The following is a 26724-nucleotide window of genomic DNA, read 5'->3' as shown; positions in this document are numbered from 1 at the left end:
CTTATTTAAAGAAGACAGAGGGGTTGTCACGTAACATCAAATCAACGTCGGCCTGAGAGAAGCCAGCCTCCTGCAACAAAGGCACGAACGTTGTCAGCAAATAATCGAAACCGAGGCCACCGTTGGCTTTTAAATGCGAGCGGCGGGTAATATCCATGGAGAGCATGACGTGGTCGAGCAAGCCGCGGCGGGCGATTTCTTGCAGCATCGCCACGCGTTTTGCATCCGGGTAATAGTTGTTTTTGCCGATGGTATCGAACTGCACGTAAGCGCCCAGTTCAATCATGCGCAGAATGTTGTCGAGGTTATCTTTCAGGTCACAATGACCGACCACCACGCGAGAAAGATCAACGCCGTGGTTTTTCAGCAGCGCCAGTTGTTCCAGCCCCATGGTGCTAAAAGAGGTATGTGTCGAAATTGGACGCCCGGTTTCCCGATGCGCCATCGCGGCGGCGGCAAACACTTTAGCTTCATCCGGCGTGATCAGATCCACGCTCGAACCGATTTCTGCAATAATTCCCGCTTTCAGCTCGGTGCCATCAATGCCGATTTCGATTTCATCGATCATCTCCCGCGCCAGCTTTTCAACGCTCGTTGTCGCGACGTGTGCCGGGAAAAAATCATGCTGGTAATAACCGGTGCAGGCCACCACGTTCATGCCGCTATCACGCATAATATCGAGCATAAACTGCGGGTTACGCCCCATATAACGATTGGTCATTTCAATGATGTTGCGCACGCCCAGTGCGTAGAGCGTTTTCATTTCGGCACAAATCAAATCGTATTGATCCAGACGGCAATCAATGTTGTTTTTGAATGACGACAGGTCGATATGCAAATGCTCGTGAGCATAGGTATAACCCGACGCGTCAATTCGCAGCGGTTCAGCCATGATTGCCTCCGGTATTGGAAGTATTGAGAAGTGACAGAAAAGAAGTGCCGTTTTGTGGCACGCTGGCGGCGAAAAATTCGCAGACAGTCGCACCGACATCAGACAGCGTTTTTCTGGCACCAAGATATGAACGGGAAATTCCCGGCTGCCAGACTAATAGCGGGACGTTTTCACGCGTGTGTTTGCTGTGGCCGATAGTCGGGTCGTTGCCGTGATCGGCCATGACCACCAGGCAATCACCAGGTTCCATTGCTTCCATCAGCCGGGCGAGATTTTTATCGACCACTTCCAGCCGTTCGGCATAACGCGCCACATCCTGAGCATGCCCGGCGAGATCGGTTTCCTGAATGTTGGTGCAGATAAACGCATCGCCCGGTTTTTGCAATTCATCAAGTGTGATGTCCAGAATCTGCTGGGTATCGACGAGGTTCTGATAACTGACACCGTGCGGGTTTATCGCGATATCCGCGACCTTACCGACCAACACCGTTTTGACGCCGCTTTCATGCAGCTTTTGCGGCACCTGAACGCTGGCATCTACGCCAAATCCCATATGCACCACCTGGAATCCATGCTGATAAACACCCGAGCGCGGCGCATTAATGCCAATATAAATGCCCTGTTTTTCTTCGGCAGCATCCAGAAGCTGTTGGCTGCTTTCAAGCTCACCGCCAAAAGCAATCACCCGCCCGACCTGCACGCAGTGGCGCACGATGCTGCCGATGGCGCGAACTTCGTCGAAGGAAATTGCGTTTAAATTGGCGCTGATGTTAAACACCTGGCCGAGGTCGGCTTCGAGATTATCGCCAATCGCCACCGCCTGGTTCACCCATAAAAATTGCAGCTCATCACCGATGCGCTCGACTTCCCAACAATCGGCTTTTAATGCCCGTTCCACTTCGTCGATAACGTCCGAAAAAGGCATGCGCAGCGGTGCTTGCGGGCGAGTGCCGAGAATTTCCTGGTGGCCCATAAACGTATCACCACCTTCATGTTGCAGCGCGGCCGTGCCGTACGCCGCATCGCGTGAGGGGCACATAACCCCTTCGCTAAAGCCCAGCGCATTCATCAGGCCGAGCTTTTCCAGCACCGGTAAACGCAATTGCGGGAAGTGCCGCAAAATATGCCCGCAGGTGTTCGCGCCAACATCTTCCGGGCGAACCTGCGGCACATCGTCCATTGCACCCACGCCAAAACTGTCGATCACTATCACCACAAACTTACTCACGTCGACCTCCACAAATGGGGTTACCGAGGCTGTCATACAGCGCTTCGAGCACTGGGTTTCCGTGACTGATTCCAGAAACCAGGGCCACATCACTGCGCGTGACAAAAACCTGCGTGCGAAAACACATCACCACCGGGGAGCCTGGTGGGAATTTTCCCGCCAGCCCAATGTGGTAATCGATGCTGCTGTCATCCATGGGTAAGACGCTAGCCGCAGCCACATCACCACCGTCTGCCGCATAAACCAGGGCATTTTGTGCATGGCCGCGACGATAATAGCCGCCGCCAAAGCAGTAACTATTGCCCTGAAATTGATGCGAAACTTCGGTGAGATACAGCATGGCGATGCGTTCTGGCTGGTCGCCATACTGGTTCGCAGGAATGGTGCCGGTTAGCGCGTGGCCCGGTTCGGCATGTGTCACGCCATGTTCGGCAAGAAGCGACAATGTGCTGCAACTTGAAGCTGACGGCGCATTCAGTTGGGCGACTTCAATGCCCAAATCGCGAAGCTGGTCGCGGGCCTGCAACAGAGTGTGCAGGTTCGGTGTTGGCAGCGTTTGCTGTAATTCGTCATCCCAAAGCAGGCAAGGGAAATGGGTCAGCCCGGAGATATTCACACCTGGCATATTGCGGATGGCGGCGACTATTTCCATCAGCTCAGACAATGCGAATCCGGCTTCCTGGCCTGGATAAAGTTTGTCTTTTTCATCGAAAATTTTCAGCATGATGGGCTGGATAATCCCAAGGCTCTGCGCCGAGTTTGAGATTTCCTGTGCTTTCTCCAGCGAGAACACCGTGATCATTTCCGTCGGAGCCGCCACATTTTCCGTGACCAGGCTGGTTGGCACCTGCACCAAATGCCCGACGTGAGAAACAGGGATACCAGCATTTCGCAGCGTGCGGGCTTCTTTGAAATCCACCGCCACGGCACCGTGAAAACCCAGCTCAATCAGTCGTTTTGCCATCCACGGGTTACGCCCGATTTGTTTGGTCATCAAATACAGCGTGATGCCGTGGCGTTGCGCGATGTCCAGCAGACGGCGTCCGTTTGCTAAGACCTGGTCAACGTCGATAACGCAGGTATCCGGCAGGATTTCGCCCTGACGCCATAACTTGATTGCGGCCTCAATCAGTGCCGGATTTTGTGCCTTGAGTGCTTCAATAAACATGCCCTTGCCTCTCGACTCCATGCTGCAAAAAATTTTAAATAATCATTTTTTTGAATATTTAAAGCGAAGCTGTTTGCTGGAAAAAAGGTTTTAGCCTTTGCTGACCATCCACAGGCTAAACAGGTTAGCCAGCAGATAGCCTTCTTCGTTGGGATGGAGCGTGACGTCAAATGGCGCAAGCATCGCCCGATGAATCGGCAGCAGTTCTGCGTAAGCCTGCGACATCACAATTTCTTCCAGCAATTCCTCGTCAAGCGGGCCGATTTCCTCACCGTGGCGGCTGCGCATCAGCGCGTTGGCCATATGCGTGATCGCCATTTCGCCTTGTTCATTGCGCACCGGAATTGCCCAGACATTTTCAAGCTGGTCGACGACACCGAGCATGCCGTCACAAATATCCCGGTCGATGACACCCGCCTCACACAATAGATTCAGCCGCTCTTCCATCCCGCATCACCCCTTGATGAATTACTTAATAGCTTGGCTCTTGCTCGCCCAATAAAACCTTTTGTTGATGGGAAAGCAGGGCATTTTTGTTCACTACCGTGCGCAACAGTTGCTGGATTGGCGCATCGTCGGCGCGCGTTAACACTACGGCTTCAGAGGCTTGCACATAACGTGCGTCACCATTTAAGGGTTGTGCCTCCAGGCCGAGCAATTCCAAATCAGCTTCGCCACCCACGTTCCAGATAACGGCGTCAATTTCACCTTTGGCGGTGCGGTTAAGACACTCGTGGTAAGGCACATCGAGGATCTCAACCGGCTGACCGGCGAAATAGATGTCGGTCATAATGCGCTGGTCGGCTGAACGCGGGTCCAACCCAACGCGCTTGATTTCTGGATTCCCGGCGCGACAAATCAGTTTGTGTTCGCCGACGTAGGTATGCGGGCCGAGTTCCAGCGCCATGCAGACGTCGGTGTTATCCAGATAACTTTGCGCTGCCAGACGTGAAACCACCGCCAGGTCATACACGCCATTCAGCAAGCATTCGACACGAACATCCGAGCCGCGCATATGCGCGTAGTAAAACGGGATGCCGTCGAACTGGGCTTTCAACCCGCTGGCTAAACCTTCGTACAATCGGGTGTAAGGCAACGGCATCGCACACACTACATTGCCAATATCGGCAAAAGCCAATAAGGCTTTGTTATCCATACTGACCAGATAGCTTCCGTTGCGCCCGCGTCGTTCGACTGTTACCGCACCTGCTTTTTCAAGAGTCTTTAATGCCGCTTGCATCAAGCCAACTGAGAACCGGCATTCAGTCGCAAGTTCATCAATAGTTTTCAGTCGGTTGCCGCTTTTCTCGCCCAGCAGATAACGCGCCAGACTGGCCTGGGCAAGCCCTTCTTTCTTGATAAAGCTACGTCTCATAATTAATCTTCATTTTATTGAATAGTTATATCTTCATTAAAATGAATATAAATGGCAAACGTGAAATATGCAAAAAGAGAATGGGGTCACAAAAGATATTTAGCGGGGGAATGGATGAGAGGAACGCCCTCACCCCGACCCTCTCCCCCAGGAGAGGGAGAAAGGCAGTCAGTCCCCTCACCTGGGGGAGAGGGAGAAAATCAGTCAGTCCCCTCTCCTTCAAGGAGAGGGTTAGGGTGAGGATGGTTTTAGAAATTAAGGCTGTGCAACAAATCCAATCACTTCATAGACTTTCTTCAGCGTCGCGCTGGCGTGTGCACGCGCTTTCGCTGAACCGTCTTTCATCACTTGCTGCAAATAGGCTTCGTCATTACGGAAACGGTGGAAGCGTTCCTGCAATTCAGTCAGCATGCCAGACACCGCTTCAGCCACTTCGCCTTTCAGGTGACCATACATTTTGCCTTCGAAGTGCTGCTCAAGCTCGGTGATAGACTTACCCGTCACGCCAGCCAGAATATCCAACATGTTGGAAACACCCGCTTTATTGGCAGTATCGTAGCGCACGACAGGCGGCTCATCGGAGTCGGTTACTGCGCGTTTGATTTTCTTCACCACGGCTTTCGGGTCTTCCAGCAGGCCGATAACGTTATTACGGTTATCGTCTGATTTAGACATTTTCTTGGTCGGCTCAAGTAAAGACATCACGCGTGCGCCGGATTTCGGGATAAACGGCTCTGGCACTTTGAACACATCGCCATACAGCGCGTTGAAACGTGCAGCGATATCGCGGCTCAGCTCCAGATGCTGTTTCTGATCTTCACCCACTGGCACCAGATTGGTCTGGTACAGCAGAATATCGGCGGCCATCAGCACCGGATAATCAAACAGGCCAGCGTTAATGTTCTCAGAGTAGCGAGAAGACTTATCTTTAAACTGAGTCATGCGGCTCAGTTCGCCGAAATAGGTGTAGCAGTTCAGCACCCAGCCCAACTGTGCATGTTCCGGCACGTGGGACTGTACAAAGATGGTGCTTTTCGCCGGGTCGATACCGCAAGCCAGATACAACGCCAGCGTGTCGAGAGTACGGCTACGCAGTTGCTCAGCATCCTGACGCGCGGTAATCGCATGCTGATCGACGATGCAGTAAATGCACTCGTAATCATCTTGCATATGGACCCACTGACGCAGCGCACCCATGTAGTTACCGATGGTCAATTCACCTGATGGCTGTGCGCCACTAAAGACAATGGGTTTACTCATGTTCTGATTCCTGATGTTCTTTGTTAGAGAGCCCTAACGCGGGCAATAAATCGTCGAAATGGTCAAATACAAAATCGGGCTGGCTTAACTCGATGGATTCACCGTAGTTATAACCATAAGTCAGGCCAATAGATGGGCAGCCAGCCGCTTGTGCCGCAAGAATATCGTTGCGAGAATCGCCGACAAATAACAGCTCATCCGCGCTGAGATTCAGCTGTTCCATCACTTTGTGCAGCGCTTCCGGATGTGGCTTTTTATTTTCCACGTCGTCGCCGCCAATAATGACTTTGAAATACTGCGCGATACCTAAGCGTTCCAGCATTGGCAGCACGAATGGCGTCGGTTTGTTGGTGACCAGGCCCATCGGCAGGCCTTTTTCCGCCAGAACAGCCAATGTGTTAGCCACTTCCGGGAACAAGAAACTGCCCTCTTCTGCCGTTTCGGCATAGTAGGTATCAAACAGTTTGCGGGCGATACGGCACTTGTCAGCTTCTGGCTCTTCGCCTTTTAATGCCCAGGTCAGCGCACGCTGAACCAGCACATCGGCACCATTCCCAATCCACTTTTCAACTTTATCTTCACCCGCTGTCGGCAACTCCAGCGCGTAAAGCGCCTGATCCATTGCCTGCGCCAGACCGAGTGCAGTGTCTACCAGCGTACCGTCTAAATCGAAGGCGATACCGCGAATTTTGCTTAACTTATTCATGACTTACCTTTGCCAACTCGCTACGCATACTATCAATAACGGCTTTGTAATTCGGCTGATTGAAGATTGCAGAACCTGCAACAAACATATCCGCGCCAGCCGCAGCAATTTCGGCAATGTTGTCGACCTTCACGCCGCCGTCAACTTCCAGACGAATGTCATAGCCGGAAGCATCAATGCGTTCACGCACCTGACGCAGCTTTTCCAGCGTATGAGGAATAAATGACTGGCCGCCAAAGCCTGGGTTTACGGACATCAGCAAAATGACATCCAGTTTATCCATTACGTGATCAAGCCAACTCAGAGAGGTTGCCGGGTTGAACACCAGGCCGGCTTTGCAGCCGTGTTCTTTGATGAGTTGCAGGGAACGGTCAACGTGTTCTGAGGCTTCCGGGTGGAAAGTGATGATGTTGGCACCAGCAGCGGCGAAATCCGGAATGATACGGTCAACGGGTTTCACCATCAGATGCACATCAACTGGAGCAGTAATACCGTAATCACGCAGGGACTTTAACACCATCGGGCCGATGGTGAGATTCGGTACATAGTGGTTATCCATAACATCGAAATGGACGACATCCGCACCAGCAGCCAGCACCGCAGCCGTGTCTTCACCCAGACGGGCAAAATCGGCCGAGAGGATTGAGGGGGCAATCAAAAACTGTTTCATCCGCTTCTCCAATAGCAAATCATAAACGTCTGCGGACGAAACGGCTCAGGCACCGACTTTATACAGCGCCAGCAGTTCGTCCACCTTGTTACGCGTTCCACCGTTTCGGCTAATGCTGCGACGCACTTGTACAACGTGCAGTTTTGCCTGGTGATACCACAACCGAGTGAGTTCCGTATCGTGATTGGAAATCAGGACGGGAATACGATTTCCCCGCAAACTTTCCGCAAGCTCAGCCAAATGCTGCTGTTGCACAGCGTTAAAGCTATCGGTGTGATACGCAGTAAAATTAGCTGTTGCCGACAATGGCGCATACGGCGGGTCGCAATAGACCACGGACCCGGCACTCACATCCGACATACTGACATCGTACGACTGACACAGAAATATCGCGTTTTGTGCTCGTTCGGCAAAATGATACAACTCTTCTTCCGGGAAGTAAGGTTTGATGTAACGGCCAAACGGGACATTGAATTCACCACGTAGGTTATAACGACACAGGCCGTTGTAACAATGGCGGTTCAGATATAAAAACAGCAGCGCACGACGAAACTCATCTTTGCACTGATTAAATTCGGCACGATTGAGATAGAACGCCTGCTCATTGTTTTGTTCAGCCGTAAAAAGCTTACGGGATTCCTGAACGTACTCATCCGTGCGGGTTTTGACGATGTTGTAGAGGTTAATCAGATCGCTATTAATATCTGCGAGGATATAGCGGGAGTAATCAGTATTCAGAAAGACTGAGCCGGCGCCGACGAACGGCTCAATCAGACAATCACCTTTCGGTAGATACTTTTTGATGTCTTCGAGCAGGGGGTATTTCCCCCCCGCCCATTTCAGAAAAGCGCGATTTTTTTTCATGCTGCCTAACTATTTACACCTTTTCCTGCTGTGGAAAGGTTCCAACAGCGGCTGCGCTTTGTTCATCACTTCAGATCAGACTGAACCTGATGGATAGGTTTTGCCCACGGGTTCTTAGCCTGAACATCAGCTGGCAATGTTGCAACGGCACGCTTTGCCTCGTCTTTGTTGGCATAGATACCGCTAACCAAAACATACCATGGCTGGCCATTACGCACCGTCTGGTAAACCATATAGTGTTGCAGATTCTCTTTCTTCGCCCAGGCATTCAGATTTGCTGAGTTAGAAGAAGAGCTAAGCTGCAAGGTGTAATGACTACCCGGCGCGCCTTTGATTGCGCCAGCATCACCGGCTACAGCACCTGTTGCAGCGGTTGCAGCGGTTGCTGGAGCAGTTGCGGCGGCTTTCGGTGCCGGAGCTGCTGCTGTTGCCGCTGTAGATGTGGTAGTCGTCGCTTTCGGTGCAGTTGCAGTAACCGGAGCCTTAACTGGTGCGGTCGCTGTTGGTGCAGGAGCCGTGACAGGTTCGCTATGTTTAGCCGTCGCTACCGGTTTTGGTTCCGCTTTCACTGCAGGCTGTTTAACTGGCTGAGCTTTATGCTGCGGCTCAATCACTGCGGTTTTGCGTTCCTGGCGAGGTGCAGCCGGCTTCGCTGGCTCTGCTTTCGCAACAGGACGTGGCGCAGTCGTCGCACCATTACTACCCGCTACCGCAGCAACAGTCGCCGGAGCGGTTGGTAATGTCGAGCTGTTCACCGCGTTATCAATCTGACCAGATTGTTGAGTCAGTGCGTTATTCAAGTCACCCGGAACTTCCACACGCTGCTGGCCCTGTGGGGCTGGCTGAGTTTGTGCATCAGTCGGTGTTGAAGAAATGGCAGGAAGCGTCACTTCTTGTGGGTTACCTGCGTTTTCTGTCTGATTGGTGACAGAAGTATTACCTGGCTGTGGCTGCGCACCATTAGCCTGATCGGCTGGGCTGCCATTATTGCCAGATAAATCAATATTTTTCTCCGCACCCGGCTGCTGGTTTGCCGTTTCGGTGTCGGTAGAAGGAGCTTTTAGCGCCGACCCAATTCCAATGATCAGCAGCAAAAGCACAAGAATGCCAATGCCCATCATCAAATGCTGGCGGGATACCGGAACTTTAGGTTTAGCGGATTTCTTACGGGTACGCGCCGGGCGACGTTCTTCTGCTTCAACTTGCAGGTCTTCATCGCTCTCATACTCTTCTTCTTCACGAGTACGGCGGGAACGCGCTGGACGAGGTTCGTCGGCGTCTAACTCAACATCATCGACATTGATTTGCGGTTCACTTTCACGCTCATCAGCTCTGCGGGTACGGCCTGAACGGCGATCGCTAGGATCGGGTTTCAGTTCGTCTTCCGGTTTAAACTCATCCATTTAACACCCCACTCAAAGGCTCATGCCAGCAATTCAAACTCAGCACTTCACCCGAAGTTAAAAATCGCCTGACTACAGCGACCGAAATTTCTAATAATTAAGCCTGCTGACAATCAGCAATGGCGGACAAAACGACATCGTGTGGCACTCCGCCACGCATTTCACTCTTCCCGATTGCCAGTGGCAGCACTAAGCGCAGCTCACCAGCCAAAACTTTCTTGTCACGCATCATGTGGGGCATATACGCGTCGGCTGACATTTCTTTCGGCCCGGTAACTGGCAGCCCTGCACGTTGCAGCAACGTAATGATTCGCTGCACATCGGCTTCGCTGAAGTTCCCAAGACGCTGAGCTGTACGCGCCGCCATTACCATACCTGCAGCAACAGCTTCACCATGCAGCCAATTGCCATAGCCCATTTCAGCTTCTATAGCGTGACCAAAGGTGTGGCCCAAATTCAGTAAAGCACGTAAGCCGCTTTCGCGCTCGTCAGCGGCAACAACTTCCGCTTTAAGCTCACAACAACGGCGGATACACCAGGCCAAAGCTTTACCATCAAGCGCCAGCAAGGCATCCAGGTTTTCTTCAAGCCAGTTGAAGAATTCACCGTCGAGGATAATTCCATACTTAATCACTTCAGCCAGGCCAGAGGCCAACTCCCGCGCAGGTAAAGTATTCAGACAGTCGAGATCCACCACCACCGAAGCCGGTTGGTAGAACGCGCCAATCATATTTTTACCGAGGGGATGGTTAACGGCTGTTTTACCGCCAACAGAAGAGTCCACTTGCGAAAGCAAAGTGGTTGGAACTTGAATAAAACGCACGCCGCGTTGATAGCTCGCCGCAGCAAAGCCAGTCAGGTCACCCACGACACCACCGCCAAGGGCTATTAGTGTCGTGTCACGACCATGTGGCTTTTCAAGCAACGCAGTAAAGACGGTGTCTAATACAGCGAGGCTTTTAAATTGTTCGCCATCCGGAAGGATGACGGAATCGACTTTAACGCCCGCCTGCTCAAGCACGCCACGCACCTTATCCAGGTAGAGCGGCGCCAGGGTTTCATTGGTCACCAGCATCGTCTGGTCGCCAGCTTTCAGCGGCCCAAAAGATGCCGAGTCACTAAATAACCCAGCAGCAATGGTGATAGGGTAACTACGTTCCCCGAGAGTGACTGTTAACCTCTCCATAACGCGAAGTCCACCTTGATGTTGCTTAGCCCGCAGGCGTTTTTATCGATTAAGCCAGAATCAGTTGCTTTCCAACATATTAATAATCTGGTTAGCAACCACTTTGGCACTTTGGTCGTCAGTGCGAATCGTCACATCAGCAATCTCTTCATAAAGAGGATTGCGTTCTTGAGCTAAGGCTTCAAGAACTTCACGCGGTGGAGTCTCAACTTGCAGTAACGGGCGCTTTTTATCACGCTGAGTACGGGCAAGCTGTTTTTCGATTGTGGTTTCAAGATACACCACAACTCCACGGGCGGAGAGACGGTTACGGGTCTCACGAGACTTCACAGAGCCGCCGCCAGTTGCCAGCACAATGCCCTGTTTTTCAGTGAGTTCGTTGATGATTTTTTCTTCGCGATCGCGGAAGCCGTCTTCGCCTTCAACGTCGAATACCCAGCCCACATCAGCTCCGGTACGTTTCTCAATCTCTTGATCAGAATCGAAAAATTCCATATTGAGTTGCTGAGCTAACTGACGCCCAATAGTGCTTTTGCCGGCACCCATAGGCCCAACCAGAAAGATATTGCGTTTCTCTGCCATTTTTTCGGTACTACTAAGACAATTCGTTGATGATAAACCCGCCCTGTTAAAACCAGGTGCAGCGGGACATGAACTGAAACCTCATAAGCGATAGTGCGAGAGTCAGACTGAAAATTATCTCAATACTCAAGGTGGTTTGGCAACCGATTATATTCCCCAGCGTTCTCGTGAAGGAGAAAATACATAAATCAGGGTTATCTGTCACAAACTTGAGCGTCTAGCCTCTCGAAACGGTACACCTTGTAAGCTAATTCCTCTCTGCCGTCAAACACCTGGGCATCGTTTCATAGAAAAACTCAGCGATGGTGAAAGAAAACGCTAAGGAATAGAGATAAGTCGTGGCGTAATAAACACCACTAATTCGCGACGCTGGAGGTTTTTGGCATCGTGGCGAAACAGACTCCCGACCAGTGGTATTGATCCCAGTAGGGGAACACTATCGCGACTGTCTTTGTTGTGTTGCTGGAAAATCCCACCCAATGCGAGAGTTTCACCATTCTTCACCGCCACCACCGTTTCTATCTCTTGCTTATCAATTGCCAGCACTTCGCCATCAGCTTGCTGAATACTTCGCCCTGGCATGTTTTGGCTGATGCGCAGTTTTAAGCGAATGTTTCCGTGGGGTTGGATCGTCGGCGTCACTTCCATACCCAGAACAGCTTCCTTAAATTCTATCGATGTCGCCCCGCTCTCGCCGCTGGAAACCTGATACGGAATTTCAGTGCCTTGTTTGATGCTTGCGGGTTGCTGATGAGCCGCCATCAAACGTGGGCTGGCGATAATTTCTAATTGCTGTTGTTGTTCAAGTGCTGATAACTCAAGCGCCAGCAAGCGTCCGTCAATGCGGGCAATATTAAACCCCACGTTCGTGGTCGCATTGCTCACGGAAAGATTTGCCGATATCCCCGTCGGCTGGTAGAGTTTGCTTTCCCCCGTTTGCTCTGCGGCAGACCATTTCACACCCAGTTCGCGAAGCTTATCCTGATTGATCGTGACGATATGGGCTTCAATTTCGACTTGCCCTATCGGTAAGTCCATTTCATTTACCCAATCCGCCATTTGCTTCAGCACCGTTTTGTTGTCCCGAATAATCAGCCGATTCGTTCGCTTATCAACGGTGACATTGCCCTGCGGGCTGAGGATTTTATCGCCTGATGATTTTAATGCCGCCCAGAGATCCTCAACATCAGCATGGTGAGGAGCAAAGACCTGATAGAGCATAGGCTGCTCAAGCACTTGTTGCTTGCGCAATTCCACCGCCAACGCTTGCTGCTCACGTTGGCGAGCTTTTGGCATCACCTGAATCACATTTCCGGCGCGCTGCTGGCTTAACTCCGCATTATTCAGAACGAGTTCAAAAGCCTGTTTCCAGGGGACGTTAACCAGGTTAAGCGACAACACCCCTTCCACACCCGGCGCAATCAGCAGGTTAATGTTTTGGGTTTCAGCCAGCGCCTGCAAAACCTGCGTGACCGGGGCGTTGTCCAACACCAGAGAAACACCTTTATCGGCCTGGCTTGTGAATGGCAGTAGCAGCGCCAGCAGCAGTACTCGTATCCATGGCATTCGTTTTTCCTTTTATTTCCCAACGATAGGTAGCGGGCTGGCAACCAGAGTCAATCTTTGCCAGAACACCGGTTTCATCCACACTTTCAATTTGCACACCCGGAACGAGTTCGCTTTCGACTTTGATTCGACGCCAGTTGCCTTGAGGGCTAAGCATCAACGCCGTGTTTGTCTGTTTTGCGCGAATCACGCCTTGCAACGCCCAGCCTGCAAGCTGCGCTGTTAATTTTTCACAGGGAGAAACCTGTGGCAGAAAAGGGTTAGCGGGAAAAGCATGCGCGGACGACATCACAATAAATAACCCTGACAACACGCTACGGTTCATCAGCAAACTCCATTGCCAGAACGAGTTTGAGCAATTCCCCTTGCGGCATGATGGTGAATGAGTGACACGCCACGACACGATATTCAGCGAGCTGGGCAAACGAATCCGGTAACTTTTCCCATGGCAGCAGCATTTCCAGCGTTCCCTGTTTTTCATCAGGCTGCCATTTCAAAAGTTGCCCCTGGGCTTGCCCGACAAACTCCGCGACGGAAAAAAATGGGGCAATTGAGGATATTTGCGGCGTAGCAAGCGGGGCCAATTGACGTATTTTCAGGTGCACTTCGGCGATTTGCTGGGCCGCTAACCGATTACCCGTTTGTAATTGCTGCATTACAGAATTTTGTGGGCGAATCAGGCATGCCCACGCAACAAGCGTGACCAATGTCGTTATGGCAATAAGTGAAATGATGCGCACCCAAACGGGTCCGTTCACCCAACGCTCAATGAGCCAAAGCATTCGCCACCTCAACTAGCGTTAAGGTGAAATTAAAGTTTAAGCCACCTTGCGGTTCGTGTTGAACTGCGCCGGTACGAACCGTTGCAACGCCCTCAAGCTGGGTCAGCTCCTTTTCCAGCGTCTGTACCTCTTCCAGAAGCCCGGCATGCCCTTTGATCACAAATTGATTTTTTTGCTGAGTTAAAGCAGACAACCACACGCCGGGAGGTAAAAAACCGGCCAACTGAATTAATCGCTCTCCCCAGACCTGAATGGCGCGCTGTTGCTGTTCTCGCGTTTGCTGCAACTGCAGCAATTTCTGATTTTGCTCCTGCATCACGAGGCGCTTCTGGTAGAAGTTTTTTAATGCGGGCAAGGTGCTGTCCAGATGCTCTTTATGCGCTCGCTGTTGGTTAATTTCCCATGTTGAAAGCTGCCGTGCACTCGCGATAAGTAACGGCACAATAGCTAAAACCAGACCCAGTAATATTCCCCAGCGCCTGGTGCGTTGTTGGCGCTGCTTCTGGCGCCAGGGCAGTAGGTTAATGAGCGGTTTCATCGGCATAACCCACCAATTGCCAGCCCTATTGCCACCGTAAATGCGCCTCCATGGCGTGGTAATGGCGGCTGTAAACGTGACAACGCTTGCCAGGCATCCATAACCAATGCGCCCGGTGGGAGCGGTTCAGGTTGCGCATGACTTAATGCGACAAGTGTGGGTTCAGTGTTGAGTTGCTGGCACAAATCGAAAATCGTCGGTGCGACAACGGTATCGACCCATCCCCAACGTGGTGTGGACTCCGTTGATGCCCAAAGCCAATGGTTAGCTTCACGGTGAATCAGATATTGGCACTTCTCGAGATGACACGGTGAAATGAGCACCGGTAAAGCGCCAGCCCCAGGGGTCAGCGTTGCAGGGAACAGACGTAACTGCGCTAAGCTCTTAAGCAATAAAGTGACATCTGTCTGGCGCGCAGCGACGATCAAATGCGAGTCTGCAACATCTTGTGACGCTAAATAATCCCAGCACAACTGGGCTGGCGACATTTGCAATTGGCGGGCAGTTGCGGATGCGATGTACGCTTCACTTGCGGGTTCGCCCAGGCGTTTATCGGGTACCGGAACCGGGCGCTGCAATGTTCGCTGTGTTGGAAAAGAGACGCGTAATTGATGGCGCAGCGGCAACTCTTTTCGCCACGCTGACAAGACGTTAGTCAGGGCTTCAGAATTAATTAACAATCCGTCACGAAATGTGCCTTCGGGTAGCGAAAATTGCCACCAGTGTCGGAGCTGCCACCCTTGTCGTTGGCGCTGCACCGCCACAGCACGAATGCTTTCATGTTGAATATCCAGGCCAATTTGCCAGGTTGTGAACACCATGTTTACGATCTCCTTATCGCCGGTTACGGAAAATGCCATACCAATGCCACTGGCTTGCCTTTATACTACCGCGCGGTTGTTTATAAACTGCCCAATGGAAACGTAATGGGAAATTTAAGGTGAAGTTCGTAAAGTATTTATTCATCCTTGCAGTGTGTTGCATTCTGCTGGGAGCAGGCTCGATCTTCGGGCTCTACAAATTTATTGAGCCACAGTTGCCTGATGTCGCCACGCTTAAAGATGTGCGACTCCAGATTCCAATGCAGGTTTATAGCGCTGATGGCGAGCTAATCGCTCAATACGGTGAGAAACGTCGTATTCCGGTAACGCTCGAACAAATTCCACCGGTGATGGTGAAAGCGTTCATTGCCACCGAAGACAGCCGTTTCTACGAACACCATGGCGTTGACCCGGTCGGGATTTTCCGCGCCGCCAGTGTGGCTCTTTTCTCCGGTCATGCTTCGCAGGGCGCAAGTACCATCACGCAACAGCTGGCACGTAACTTCTTCTTAAGCCCTGAACGCACGCTGATGCGTAAGATTAAAGAAGTGTTCCTGGCGATTCGTATTGAACAGCTCCTGACCAAAGATGAAATCCTCGAGCTATACCTCAACAAGATTTATCTCGGATACCGCGCCTATGGCGTGGGTGCCGCAGCACAAGTCTATTTTGGTAAGTCGGTTGATCAGTTAACGCTGAGCGAAATGGCGGTGATTGCCGGTTTGCCAAAAGCACCGTCAACATTCAACCCGCTGTATTCGATGGACCGCGCCACATCCCGTCGTAATGTTGTGTTATCGCGCATGCTGAGTGAAAACTACATTACTCAGACGCAGTATGACGAAGCGCGTAATCAGCCGATTGACGCCAACTACCACGCGCCAGAAATTGCGTTTTCTGCACCTTATCTCTCCGAATTAGTGCGCCAGGATATGGTCGCGAAATACGGTGAGAAAGCCTACGAAGATGGTTACAAGGTTTACACCACCATCACTCGTAAAACGCAGCAAGCCGCACAACAAGCCGTGCGTAACAACGTGATGGCTTACGACATGCGCCACGGTTATCGTGGCCCATCAAACGTGTTGTGGAAAGTCGGCGAAACGGCGTGGGACAAAACCAAAATTGTCGATTCATTAAAGAACCTGCCAACTTATGGCCCGCTTTTCCCGGCTGTGATTACGCAGTGTTCACCAACGGAAGCGACAGCTCTGATGGCCGATGGCAGCGCTGTTGCCCTGAATATGGATGGCATGCGCTGGGCTCGCCCTTACCGTTCTGACACCGCGCAAGGCCCGACCCCAAGTAAAGTGACGGACGTGGTGCAAGCGGGTCAGCAAGTTTGGGTGCGCAAAGTTGACGAAAGTTGGTGGCTGGGGCAAATCCCCGACGTGAACTCGGCCCTGGTTTCTCTTAACCCGCATGACGGTGCCGTTGTGGCGTTGGTCGGTGGTTTTGATTTCAACCAGAGCAAATTCAACCGTGCCACTCAGGCACTGCGCCAGGTCGGCTCCAACATCAAACCATTCCTTTATACCGCTGCGATGGATAAAGGTTTGACGCTGGCGAGCGTGCTGAACGATGTGCCAATTTCCCGCTGGGATGCCGGTGCCGGTTCTGACTGGCGTCCGAAAAACTCACCGCCAGAATACGCAGGCCCAATCCGATTACGTCAGGGTCTTGGCCAGTCGAAAAACGTGGTGATGGTACGTGCGATGCGTGCGATGGGCGTTGATTACGCAGCGGAATACCTGCAACGCTTTGGTTTCCCTGCACAAAATATCGTGCATACCGAATCATTAGCGTTAGGTTCAGCCTCATTCACACCATTGCAGGTCGCGCGTGGTTACTCGGTGATGGCTAACGGCGGCTATCTGGTTGACCCTTATTACATCTCAAAAATTGAGAATGAAATCGGCGGCACCATCTTTGAAGCGAAGCCGAAAATAGCCTGTGCAGAGTGTGATATCCCAGTGATTTATGGGGAAACGCAGAAGTCTAACGTTCTGGAAAATAAGGATGTTGAAGACGTCGCGCAGTCTCAGGAAACGCAAAATGTCAGCGTTCCGATGCCGAAACTGGAACAAGCTAACAGCGAACTGGTTGCCCAAAGCAGCCCGCCGGATTACGCGCCCCATGTCATCAACACGCCGCTGGCGTTCCTGATTAAAAGTGCGCTTAACTCGAATATCTACGGTGAACCGGGTTGGCAAGGCACCGGCTGGCGTGCTGGCCGTGACCTGAAACGTAACGATATTGGCGGGAAAACCGGCACAACCAACAGCTCGAAAGATGCCTGGTTCTCGGGTTACGGGCCTGGTGTGGTGACATCCGTGTGGATTGGTTTTGACGATCACCGCCGTGACCTTGGGCGCACCTCTGCATCTGGCGCGATTAAAGATCAGATTTCAGGTTACGAAGGCGGCGCGAAGAGTGCTCAACCGGCGTGGGACGATTTTATGAAAGCCGCGCTGGACGGAGTGCCGGAAGAGCCATTGACCCCACCACCGGGCATCGTCACGGTGAATATCGACCGTTACACCGGGCAGTTAGCGAATGGCGGAAGCAGTCGTCCTGAGTTCTTTATCGAAGGCACGCAACCGACGCAGCAGGCTGTGCATGAAGTGGGAACGACGATAATTGATAATGGCGAAAGCCACGAGTTGTTCTAAGACTTGATGTCACCCGTCTCACTGGAGGCGGGTGACAGTAAAAGGATTTACAAACGTCCCTGCTCTTTCAGCCATTCCCGCACCAGGAAAAGCGCGCTCACATTTCGCGCCTCGCTAAAATCCTCTTCATTCAGCAAATCCAACAGTGAGTCCAACGGCCAGCGCACTTGTGGCAATTCTTCTGGCTCGTCACCTTCCAGAGATTCTGGATAGAGATCTTCCGCAATCACGATATTCATTTTGCTCGAGAAATAGGACGGTGCCATGGTCAGCTTTTTCAGGAAAGTTAACTGATTCGCCCCAAAACCGACTTCTTCTTTCAGCTCGCGATTGGCCGCCTCAAAAACAGTCTCGCCCGGATCGATTAATCCTTTGGAAAAACCGAGCTCATAAGATTCCGTTCCAACCGCGTATTCGCGGATCAAAATCAAATGATTATCAACGATAGGGACTATCATGACCGCTTCCCGCGCGGAGGGACGCATGCGCTCATAAACACGGCGCACACCGTTGCTGAACTCCAGGTCCACCGTTTCGACATTAAACAGCCGTGAACGGGCCACGGTTTCAACATGTAAAATGGTCGGTTTTTGTAATGGTTTGCTCATCGTGGCTGGGCTAACAGTAAATGCAGGTGCACCATTGTGCGTTATGCCACATATCTCACGCAACGGACATCGGTTATTATTTACATTTTTGCAACTTTAAGTGATTTTTTTAGACCTGTGTTACATGTCAATAGTCGACAAATGAAATAGGAATTTACTGATATTTCTCGCAAAGTCGCTTTGCTAACATTATGTTACAGCAGCCTATAAACATAAAAATGTCTCAAGTTTGAGGCAAGGTATGCCGATAATGATCATTACGCCCGTCTGTTGGAAGGGGTGCAACTTGCTGCGTTTTAATAAGAAAACGAGTGTTTGATGGGGAAGGCATGAGCACCTTATTACTTCTTTTAGCTGCTATGCTGGCCTGCATCTTAATTGCGGGGTGGCTTATCTGGCGCAGCCTGCGGTTACGCGCTCGTTTATCACAAGCCCAATCGTTTAGCGGGGCAACTTCACGTAAGTTGACCGCAGATGAACGCGCAGCCGTTGAAAACTATATTGCCTCCCTAGACACGCAAAATATCGTGGGGCCTTCTGGTGCCAGCGCGGCGCCCGCAAAGCTGGTGCTTAATTCCCTCAGTAACACAGCGCTTTCCCTTACCCGCTCCATCACCCGTTATGGTTTATCCACTGACGACCCTAACAAGTGGCGCTATTACCTTGATTCTGTAGAAGTTCACCTGCCACCATTCTGGGAGCAGTACATCACCAACGATAACTACGTTGAGTTGATTCGTACTGAAACCATGCCGCTGGTGATTTCCCTGAACGGCCATACGCTTATCGACTACAGCAGCGAAAACCGTGGTTTCGCGCTGGAACAAGATCCCCATACTCAGGCCTCGATTCGCGGTGAAGAAAGCGAACAGATTGAGCTGCTGAATATCCGCCAGGAAACGCCCGAAGAGTACGCACTCAGCCGCCCCGATGGCTTACGTGAAGCGATACTGATTTGCGTGGCCTTTATCATGCTGTTTTTGTGTCTGGTCACGCCTCCGGTGGTTTTACCCTGGTTAGTCGGCGGCGCGTTTATGCTGCTGGCCGCAAGTCTGTGGGGCTTATTTGCACCTCCCGCCAAAAATGCGCTGCGTGAAGTCCACTGTTTACGCGGCACGCCTAAGCGCTGGGGGCTGTTTGGCGAGTCAAATCAGGATCAAATCAATAATATTTCTTTAGGTATAATCGACCTGATTTACCCCGCTCACTGGCAGCAGTATGTGGCTCAGGACCTGGGGCAGAAAACAGACATCGATATTTATCTTGATAGGCATGTGATTCGCCAGGGCCGCTTCCTGTCGCTACATGACGAAGTGCGCAATTTCCCGATTCAACATTGGGTGCGTAACCTGGTCATTGCGGTCGGAAGTTTAGTTGTCCTGCTGATGCTGACAATCTGGGTGCCGCTGGAAATGCCGTTAAAACTGAGCATGTCATGGTTGAAAGGCGCTCAAACCATTGAAGCAACGACTGTCGCGGATCTGGATAAAACACCTCTGCGCGTTGGCGACACGCTGAAAGTAAACGGCACCGGCATGTGCAACATCCATACACCAGGCAACTACATCACGCGGCAAACATATCCGTTCACGCCGTTCGATTGCTCGCAAATCATCTGGAATACCGCGCAATCGTTGCCAGTGCCTGAATCCGATATCATGGATAAAGCCACCGCGCTGACACAAGCCGTCAGTGGGCAGATTCATCCGCAAACCAGCGAAGATTCAAAGGTGAACCCGCAATTACGCAGTGCGATTCAGAAATCAGGCATGGTGTTATTAGATGATTTTGCCGGGATTGTGTTGAAAACACAGGCGCTTTGTACCGCTGAAGACGAATGTGTCCGCCTGAAGAATGCGCTGGTAAACCTGGGTAACACCAAAGACTGGGATGCCCTCACCAAAAAGGCTGATTCAGGGAAACTCACTGGCGTGAACGTTCTGCTGCGTCCGGTCAGCGCTGAGTCGCTCGATAACCTGGTCACCACATCTACGGCACCTTTCTTTATCCGTGAAACGGCTCGCTCGGCACAGGCGCTGAACAGCCCAGCCCCAGGCGGATATGTCATTATTAATGACGAAGGTAGCGACCTGGTTGACCAACCATTGCCGCCGGTTCCGCTGTACGACATTCCTGCACAAGAACAATGGGGCGAGTTCCAGCGCCTGGCCGAAATGCTGCTTAAAACGCCATTTAGCGCCGAAGGGATAATTACTGGCATTCGTCAGGATGCGAACGGAACACAGCACATCACGCTGCACAAAATCCCGGACAGCAGCAGCCTGTGGCGTTATATCAGCACCACATTGCTGCTCATCGCGATGATTGCTTGCCTGCTGATCAACGGAGTTCTGGCGATCCGCCGCTTCCGCCGTAGCCGCAACCGTCTGGCGCAAATCCAGCAGTACTACGACAACTGCATGAATCCCACGTTAACGACGATCTCCGCTGTCCGCCCGCTGTTCTAAACTTCACGCGACAGGTTGTGCTAACCTGTCGCGCAGTTTCCTCTAATCAGGCTCGAACCTATGCATATTGATATTGCCTGGCAGGACGTCGATACCGTATTGCTCGATATGGACGGCACCTTGCTGGATCTCGCGTTTGATAATCACTTCTGGCAGAAACTGGTGCCTGAAACGGTCAGTGAACTCAGAGATATTCCGCTCGATGAAGCGCATCAGTTGATTCGCCAGGAATATCACGCCGTGCAACATACGCTAAACTGGTACTGTCTGGATTACTGGAGCGAGCGTCTGGGTTTGGATATTTGTGCGATGACCACAGCTCAGGGAGCGAACGCGGTGTTACGTGAAGATACCGTCCCGTTCCTCGACGCCCTGAAAGCCTGCGGTAAACGGCGCATTTTGCTGACCAACGCGCACCCGCATAATCTGGCGGTCAAACTTGAACACACCGGTTTGGCTCAGCACCTTGATTTATTACTTTCCACCCACACATTTGGTTATCCGAAAGAAGATCAGCGGTTGTGGCAGGCTGTTGCCGAACATACCGGGCTGGAACCGGCCAGGACGCTATTCATTGATGATAGCGAACCGATTCTGGATTCCGCCGCGAAGTTTGGCATTCGTTATTGCCTGGGCGTGACCAATCCCGACTCAGGACAGATCGACAAAACCTATCAACGCCATCCGGCATTGAACGACTATCGCCGACTACTCCCGAAGTTGATGTTTAAGGAGTCGTGATGAAAGAAAAAGCGTCTGAAGGTGTCCGTCTCGACAAATGGCTGTGGGCCGCGCGTTTTTATAAAACACGTGCCATTGCCCGGGAAATGGTTGAAGGCGGCAAAGTGCATTACAACGGGCAGCGCAGCAAGCCGAGTAAGCTCGTTGAGCTGAACGCCATGTTGACGCTGCGCCAGGGCAATGACGAAAAAACCGTCAAAGTTCTGGCAGTGACTGAGCAACGACGCCCGGCCACAGATGCCTCGCAGCTTTATGAAGAGACGGCGGAAAGTATCGCTAAGCGGGAAAAAGTAGCGCTGGCGCGCAAAATGAATGCGCTGACAATGCCCCACCCCGACCGTCGCCCTGATAAAAAAGAGCGACGTGATTTGATGAAATTTAAACACGGTGGCAACGAATAAATCCCTGCCACCTGAATGAGAGAAAATTATGGCTCAACACGACCAACTGCACCGTTATTTGTTTGAAAACTTCGCCGTACGCGGTGAACTGGTCACGGTTTCCGAAACCTGGAAACAGATCATGGAAAACCATGACTATCCGACACCGGTGAAAACTATTCTCGGTGAATTGCTGGTCGCAACCAGCCTGCTGACCGCCACTCTTAAGTTTGATGGCGATATTACCGTGCAATTACAAGGCGATGGCCCAATGAGCCTCGCGGTAATTAACGGCAACAACAACCAGCAAATGCGTGGCGTCGCACGTTTTAAAGGTGAAATCCTTGCCGATGCCGATCTGAAAGCGCTGGTAGGCAATGGCTACCTGGTGATCACGATTACGCCAGCCGAAGGCGAACGTTATCAAGGTGTTGTAGGTCTTGAGGGCGATACGCTCGCCGCTTGCCTGGAAGATTACTTCTTACGCTCTGAGCAGTTGCCAACGCGCCTGTTCATCCGTACTGGCGACGTAGATGGCCAGCCAGCAGCGGGCGGCATGTTGCTGCAAGTTCTGCCAGCACAAGATGCGCAGGCTGATGATTTTAATCACCTGGCGGCATTAACTGAAACCATCAAGGCTGAAGAACTGCTGACCTTACCGGCCAATGAAGTGCTGTGGCGTTTGTATCACGAAGAAGAAGTGACGCTTTACGATCCGCAAAACGTGGAATTTAAGTGCACCTGTTCCCGTGAACGTTGTGCCGATGCGCTAAGAACGCTGCCTGATGAAGAAGTGAACAGCATCATTGCAGAAGAAGGCGAAATCGACATGAACTGCGATTACTGCGGCAATCACTACGTGTTCAACGCCATGGACATCGCAGAAATCCGCAACAACGCCTCTCCGGCTGATCCACAAGTTCATTAATATTCTTTCCCTTACTTTCGCTTTCTCCCTCTCCTCGGGGAGAGGGCTGGGGTGAGGGCATTTTGAAAAAGATAAATTTCACGGTTTGCATACGAATGCGCTCTCGCTCACACACCGTCCGTTAATCGCACTATTTTTTAACATATTCAGAATATTTTCCCTGCCTCGTTAGCATTTCCTGCCATACTCTCACCCCGTTGTGACTCGCTTCACAGCGTTTTCCGCTATATGGATTCGAGTGGATGCTCAAATCTATGATAGGTGTCGCGGTTAACAACCAATAAACAACCCTACAATCTCAAGCAGTACAAATTGGCTAAGGAGCAGTGAAATGCGAGTTAAAGGCATAACAGCGCAAGATCTCAAGGCTTATGGAATTCATGACGCAAGTGAAGTGATTTACAACCCCGATTACGACACCTTGTACCGTGAAGAACTCAACCCCAATCTGGAAGGTTTTGAGCGCGGCGTAGAAACAAACCTCGGTGCCATTGCTGTTGATACCGGCATCTTTACCGGCCGTTCCCCAAAAGATAAATACATCGTTCGCGACGACACAACCCGCGATACGCTGTGGTGGGCAGATAATGGCAAAGGCAAAAACGACAATAAACCGCTGAGTGAAGAAACCTGGCAACACCTGAAAGGGCTCGTCACCCACCAACTCTCTGGCAAACGCCTCTTTATTATTGATGCTTTCTGCGGCGCGAATGCTGATACCCGTCTCTCCGTGCGTTTTATTACCGAAGTGGCCTGGCAGGCTCATTTCGTTAAGAACATGTTCATCCGTCCAACAGACGAAGAGCTGGAAACATTCGAAGCTGACTTTGTGGTGATGAACGGCGCGAAATGCACCAACCCACAATGGAAAGAGCAGGGTCTGAACTCTGAAAACTTCATCGCCTTTAACCTGACCGAGCGCGTGCAATTAATTGGCGGCACCTGGTACGGCGGCGAAATGAAGAAAGGCATGTTCTCAATCATGAACTACCTGCTGCCGCTCAGAGGCATTGCTTCGATGCACTGTTCGGCAAACGTCGGCGAAAAAGACGATGTCGCGGTATTCTTTGGTTTGTCTGGCACTGGCAAAACCACGCTTTCAACCGATCCTAAGCGCCGCCTGATTGGCGATGATGAACACGGCTGGGACGACGATGGCGTGTTTAACTTTGAAGGCGGTTGCTACGCAAAAACCATTCGTTTATCCCAGGAAGCCGAGCCGGAAATCTTTAATGCGATTCGCCGTGACGCGCTACTGGAAAACGTCACCGTTCGCGCCGATGGCTCTATCGACTTTGATGACGGTTCGAAAACCGAAAACACCCGTGTTTCCTACCCGATTTACCATATCGAAAACATCGTTAAACCGGTTTCTAAAGCGGGCCACGCCAACAAAGTTATCTTCCTGACCGCCGATGCTTTCGGTGTTCTACCACCAGTTTCACGCCTGACGGCAAACCAAACGCAGTACCACTTCCTGTCTGGCTTTACCGCCAAACTTGCAGGTACCGAGCGTGGTATTACCGAACCGACGCCAACTTTCTCTTCTTGTTTTGGTGCGGCATTCTTGTCTCTGCACCCGACGCAATACGCAGAAGTGCTGGTGAAACGCATGCAGGCAGCAGGCGCTCAGGCATATCTGGTTAACACTGGCTGGAACGGCACCGGCAAACGTATCTCCATTAAAGACACGCGTGCGATTATTGATGCGATTCTGGATGGTTCTCTGGACGATACCGAAACCTTCACGCTGCCTATCTTTGGCCTTGCTGTTCCTACAGCGCTGGCGGGCGTTGATGAAAGCATTCTGGATCCACGTAAAACCTACGCGACACCAGAACAATGGCAGGAAAAGTCAGAGCAACTGGCTAAGTTGTTTATCGAGAACTTCGAGAAATATACCGATACCCCAGCGGGTGCAGCGCTGGTGAGCGCCGGGCCGAAGATCTAGGTAGCTACTGGCACCTCAAAATCCCTGGCAAAATGCCGGGGATTTTTTTGTCATTTTTTGAATCAATAGCCTTCGAATCCAGCCTGTATTCATATTCACTTTGTCCTTTTCCCTATTTCTTTTTATGTGACATCCGTCACGGTCACTCTTCCACGCCAGCCTTATCTTTCACACCCATTATCACATTGATTTTATTATATTTATCTGCGTGATGGTTGTGCTCCAACCATACGTTCTGGTCAATAACTCCACGGCAAGGAAATGGCCCTCAGTGTGGGTGAGCGTAAAACGGAAAGTGTGGGATGACCATTTCACGATGGCAGTTCACAAGACAACCCATTGATAAACTATTAATTAAAAGGACTTAACCATGCCAGGAATGCCTGCTGCGCGTCAGGGTGACGCAACCTTAATCGGCGGCCCGATTGTTCAGGGCTCCCTCGGGGTGATGATTGGTGCCCCCACTGGCGTGGCCTGCTCAGTCTGCCCCGGTGGTGTGGCGGTGGGCAATCCGGTCAACCCGGTGCTCGGCGCAAAAGTCCTGCCCGGTGAAACCGATATCGCCCTGCCGGCATTACTCCCTTTCGTGCTCACCCGCAGCTACAGCAGCTACCGCACCGACACGCCTGCCCCGGTCGGCACCTTCGGCCCCGGCTGGCAGTCGGCGACAGATATTCGCCTGCAGATACGTGCCGATGAGCTCATTCTTAACGATAACGGCGGGCGCAGTATTCATTTTGACCTGCTGGCTCCGGGTACCATTGCCTACAGTCAGTCCGAAAAACTCTGGCTGGCACGGGGCGGCGTGGATACGCAGCCCGAAAGCCATCGCCTGAGCCGCCTGTGGCAGGCGCTGCCCGCTGATGTACGCCTCAGTCCGCATACCTGTTTTGTTGCAAACGATGCCACCGGGCCGTGGTGGATTCTGGAGTCTTTTCAGCTACCGGTTTCACCGGAAGACGTGCTGCCGCGCCCGTTGCCGCCGTCCCGCGTGCTTTCCGGTCTGGTGGACCGCTTTGGTAATCAGTTGCGCTATCACCGTGATGCTGACGGGGAGTTTGCCGGGCAGGTGACCGGCGTCACCGACAGCAGCGGCCGCCGTTTTCGGCTCGAGCTTGTCACGCTGCCCGCTGGCATCCGTCTTGCCGCCGTCTGGCTGGTGCGCGATGTGGCTTTTCCGGATTTGCCGTCACTCCCGCTCGCCCGTTATGACTACAGCCCGCGCGGCGAGCTGGCGGCGGTGTATGACCAGGCCGGGGTGAAAACGCGTCACTTCGAATGGCACCCGCAACATGCCGGCCTGATGGTCGCCCACCAGTACACCGGGCGGCCTACCACCCGCTATACCTATGATGAAAATAATAAAGTTATTTCACAGAGCAACCCCGGCGGGCTGAGCTATCAGTTTGTTTACACCGACCAGAAAACAGTGGTCACTGACAGCCTTGAGCGGACAACCGTTTACCATTTTTCCGGTGAACGCGGCCTGAAGCGGGTCGTCAGACTGGAGCAGCCCGACGGCAGTGACATCCACAGTGAGTTTGACGGCAGCGGGCGGCTGACCGCACAGACCGATGCCGCCGGGCGCAAAACCGAATTCCAGCTCGATGTGGTGAGCGGCAACCTGCTGGCCCTCTGGCACCCGGACGGCAGCGTCAGCCGTTATGATTACAACGCCCGCAACCAGCTCACCAGCGCCACCGCACCCGATGGCAGCCGTACGGACAGGGAATATGACGAATACGGGCGGCTGACCGCGCAAACCGATGCGCTGCGCCACACCCGCCGTTACCACTACGCGGACGAAAACAGCGCTCAGCCGTCGGAAACCGAAGACGAAGCCGGGGGCCGTCAGACACTGGACTGGAATGCGCACGGGCTGCTGCAGAGTTACACCGACTGTTCAGGTTACAGAACGCAGTACCGCTATAACCG

25 protein-coding genes are annotated in these 26724 nt (G+C 52.1%); 7 read left to right on the top strand and 18 right to left on the bottom strand.

The window, feature by feature from the left end:
* Position 1: 1 nt before the first annotated feature.
* From D6029_RS15065 to D6029_RS14985, 17 genes are all read right to left on the bottom strand, one after another.
* Positions 2–892 carry a phosphotriesterase-related protein gene (locus D6029_RS15065; RefSeq protein ID WP_418230267.1) on the bottom strand — a complete coding sequence of 297 codons (891 nt, stop codon included), beginning with the start codon at positions 890–892 and terminating at the stop codon, positions 2–4.
* On the bottom strand, positions 885–2120 hold the full coding sequence (locus D6029_RS15060; RefSeq protein ID WP_120065533.1) for a phosphopentomutase: 1236 nt from the start codon (positions 2118–2120) through the stop codon (positions 885–887). Before D6029_RS15060 ends, D6029_RS15065 begins: the two co-directional genes overlap by 8 nt.
* Positions 2113–3288 (bottom strand): YhfX family PLP-dependent enzyme, encoded by a 1176-nt coding sequence (locus D6029_RS15055; RefSeq protein WP_120065532.1) that lies wholly within the window; start codon positions 3286–3288, stop codon positions 2113–2115. The genes D6029_RS15060 and D6029_RS15055 overlap by 8 nt, the downstream gene beginning before the upstream one ends.
* A 90-nt stretch (positions 3289–3378) precedes the next feature.
* Entirely contained in the window at positions 3379–3735 is a 357-nt protein-coding gene (locus tag D6029_RS15050; RefSeq protein WP_120065531.1) for a PRD domain-containing protein, read from the bottom strand.
* A 25-nt stretch (positions 3736–3760) separates the two neighbouring features.
* On the bottom strand, positions 3761–4663 hold the full coding sequence (gene yhfZ / locus D6029_RS15045; RefSeq protein WP_120065530.1) for a GntR family transcriptional regulator YhfZ: 903 nt from the start codon (positions 4661–4663) through the stop codon (positions 3761–3763).
* A 255-nt stretch (positions 4664–4918) separates the two neighbouring features.
* A complete protein-coding gene (trpS, locus tag D6029_RS15040) occupies positions 4919–5923 on the bottom strand; it encodes a tryptophan--tRNA ligase (protein ID WP_120065529.1) in 1005 nt (334 codons plus the stop codon).
* The gene (locus D6029_RS15035) at positions 5916–6629 is read right to left on the bottom strand and encodes a phosphoglycolate phosphatase (protein ID WP_120065528.1); all 714 of its coding nucleotides are present in this window, start codon (positions 6627–6629) and stop codon (positions 5916–5918) included. Before D6029_RS15035 ends, trpS begins: the two co-directional genes overlap by 8 nt.
* A complete protein-coding gene (gene rpe, locus D6029_RS15030) occupies positions 6622–7299 on the bottom strand; it encodes a ribulose-phosphate 3-epimerase (protein WP_034499126.1) in 678 nt (225 codons plus the stop codon). The genes D6029_RS15035 and rpe overlap by 8 nt, the downstream gene beginning before the upstream one ends.
* Positions 7300–7344: 45 nt before the next feature.
* A complete protein-coding gene (gene dam, locus D6029_RS15025) occupies positions 7345–8163 on the bottom strand; it encodes an adenine-specific DNA-methyltransferase (RefSeq protein WP_120065527.1) in 819 nt (272 codons plus the stop codon).
* Positions 8164–8228: 65 nt separating this feature from the next.
* Entirely contained in the window at positions 8229–9566 is a 1338-nt protein-coding gene (damX, locus tag D6029_RS15020; protein WP_120065526.1) for a cell division protein DamX, read from the bottom strand.
* A 97-nt stretch (positions 9567–9663) separates the two neighbouring features.
* Positions 9664–10752, bottom strand: a complete 1089-nt coding sequence (aroB, locus tag D6029_RS15015) for a 3-dehydroquinate synthase (RefSeq protein ID WP_120065525.1) — start codon at positions 10750–10752, stop codon at positions 9664–9666.
* Positions 10753–10812: 60 nt separating this feature from the next.
* Positions 10813–11334: a shikimate kinase AroK gene (gene aroK, locus D6029_RS15010; protein WP_034460280.1), complete on the bottom strand. Its 522-nt coding sequence runs from the start codon at positions 11332–11334 to the stop codon at positions 10813–10815.
* Between the two features lie 318 nt (positions 11335–11652).
* Positions 11653–12900, bottom strand: a complete 1248-nt coding sequence (pilQ, locus tag D6029_RS15000; RefSeq protein ID WP_167456011.1) for a type IV pilus secretin PilQ — start codon at positions 12898–12900, stop codon at positions 11653–11655.
* Entirely contained in the window at positions 12839–13225 is a 387-nt protein-coding gene (locus tag D6029_RS14995; RefSeq protein WP_167456010.1) for a HofP DNA utilization family protein, read from the bottom strand. The genes pilQ and D6029_RS14995 overlap by 62 nt, the downstream gene beginning before the upstream one ends.
* On the bottom strand, positions 13215–13682 hold the full coding sequence (locus tag D6029_RS22530) for a HofO family protein (protein WP_167456009.1): 468 nt from the start codon (positions 13680–13682) through the stop codon (positions 13215–13217). The genes D6029_RS14995 and D6029_RS22530 overlap by 11 nt, the downstream gene beginning before the upstream one ends.
* Positions 13666–14220 carry a PilN domain-containing protein gene (locus tag D6029_RS14990; RefSeq protein WP_167456008.1) on the bottom strand — a complete coding sequence of 185 codons (555 nt, stop codon included), beginning with the start codon at positions 14218–14220 and terminating at the stop codon, positions 13666–13668. Before D6029_RS14990 ends, D6029_RS22530 begins: the two co-directional genes overlap by 17 nt.
* A complete protein-coding gene (locus D6029_RS14985; protein WP_120065522.1) occupies positions 14217–15041 on the bottom strand; it encodes a type IV pilus biogenesis protein PilM in 825 nt (274 codons plus the stop codon). The genes D6029_RS14990 and D6029_RS14985 overlap by 4 nt, the downstream gene beginning before the upstream one ends.
* Before the next feature lie 119 nt (positions 15042–15160).
* On the opposite strand from D6029_RS14985, the gene mrcA reads away from it, so the two are divergent.
* On the top strand, positions 15161–17713 hold the full coding sequence (gene mrcA / locus D6029_RS14980; protein WP_120065521.1) for a peptidoglycan glycosyltransferase/peptidoglycan DD-transpeptidase MrcA: 2553 nt from the start codon (positions 15161–15163) through the stop codon (positions 17711–17713).
* 47 nt (positions 17714–17760) lie between these two features.
* Here mrcA and nudE read toward each other — a convergent pair whose 3' ends face one another.
* Positions 17761–18321 (bottom strand): ADP compounds hydrolase NudE, encoded by a 561-nt coding sequence (nudE, locus tag D6029_RS14975; RefSeq protein ID WP_120065520.1) that lies wholly within the window; start codon positions 18319–18321, stop codon positions 17761–17763.
* A 329-nt stretch (positions 18322–18650) separates the two neighbouring features.
* On the opposite strand from nudE, the gene D6029_RS14970 reads away from it, so the two are divergent.
* The 6 genes from D6029_RS14970 to D6029_RS14945 form a co-directional block, all read left to right on the top strand.
* A complete protein-coding gene (locus D6029_RS14970; RefSeq protein WP_120065519.1) occupies positions 18651–20789 on the top strand; it encodes an intracellular growth attenuator family protein in 2139 nt (712 codons plus the stop codon).
* A gap of 60 nt (positions 20790–20849) precedes the next feature.
* A complete protein-coding gene (gene yrfG / locus D6029_RS14965) occupies positions 20850–21530 on the top strand; it encodes a GMP/IMP nucleotidase (RefSeq protein WP_120065518.1) in 681 nt (226 codons plus the stop codon).
* Entirely contained in the window at positions 21530–21931 is a 402-nt protein-coding gene (gene hslR, locus D6029_RS14960) for a ribosome-associated heat shock protein Hsp15 (RefSeq protein WP_120065517.1), read from the top strand. Before yrfG ends, hslR begins: the two co-directional genes overlap by 1 nt.
* A 28-nt stretch (positions 21932–21959) precedes the next feature.
* Entirely contained in the window at positions 21960–22838 is an 879-nt protein-coding gene (gene hslO, locus D6029_RS14955; RefSeq protein WP_120065516.1) for an Hsp33 family molecular chaperone HslO, read from the top strand.
* A 331-nt stretch (positions 22839–23169) separates the two neighbouring features.
* On the top strand, positions 23170–24789 hold the full coding sequence (gene pckA / locus D6029_RS14950) for a phosphoenolpyruvate carboxykinase (ATP) (protein WP_120065515.1): 1620 nt from the start codon (positions 23170–23172) through the stop codon (positions 24787–24789).
* Positions 24790–25159: 370 nt separating this feature from the next.
* Positions 25160–26724: DUF6531 domain-containing protein (locus D6029_RS14945; RefSeq protein WP_147365238.1), on the top strand; the 1565-nt coding region annotated here is incomplete at its 3' end.

It is taken from the genome of Buttiauxella izardii (assembly GCF_003601925.1).
Classification (GTDB): domain Bacteria; phylum Pseudomonadota; class Gammaproteobacteria; order Enterobacterales; family Enterobacteriaceae; genus Buttiauxella; species Buttiauxella izardii.
Note: the sequence above shows the minus strand (reverse complement) of the source record. Positions and strands in the feature narration are given on the sequence as shown.